This window comes from Vibrio sp. D173a, assembly GCF_030248475.1.
Window position 1 is genome coordinate 1 of sequence record NZ_JAHGAH010001354.1, and the last position, 705, is coordinate 705.

Annotated in this window: 1 pseudogene; it reads left to right on the forward strand. The window is 48.1% G+C overall.

What is annotated here, in order from left to right:
- Positions 1-549 (forward strand): annotated as a pseudogene (locus tag KIV40_RS33320) (glutathione synthase); the annotation flags it as partial.
- Positions 550-705: the final 156 nt, after the last annotated feature.

Genomic DNA, 705 nt, shown 5'->3' on the forward strand with positions numbered 1-705 from the left:
GTGAATGCCACCATCAGTCAACAACTGGCAACCAGTAAGACAATGCAAATGCTGTTGACCATGATGCCCGCCAGTGAATACCTGCGTTGGGGGTTAACGCTTGAAGAGGCGGAGTTGGTTCAGAGTGTGCTGGCGGATATGAAGCCCATCAATGAGGCGACAATTGAATGGTTCAACCAACTAGATAACAAGCATGACTGGGTGTTGAAAAATCAAGGTGAAGGTGGCGGTCACTGTGTGTTTGGTGAAGAGGTATCGCAAAAGCTGCAGCAATTACAGCCAAGTGAATACGATGCTTGGGCGTTGATGCAGAGGATCTATCCGCATGAGCGCGATGAGCCAACTCTGGCGATTCGAGATGCTCAGCCAACCTTGGTGAGCGACTTAGCGAGTGAAATCGGTCTGTTTAGTCTCTATTTTGAGGGTGAGCCGATGACGCAAATGAACGGTTATGCTGGCTATTTAATTCGCAGTAAACCCGCCAGCGAAAATGAAGGGGGCATTCATAGCGGACAAGGGATCCTTGATTCACTTATGTTGATTGATTAGCACTCAACCCTTTATTGCATCCTATCGAAAAGCCAGAGTCACTTTCACGACTCTGGCTTTTTTATACCCACATAAGCGGTGACGTCTTATCGGTTAAATGCCAAGGGTGTTTGGCCTGTCTGCTGCTTGAAAAAAGCGATGAAAGCGCTGTCGGAC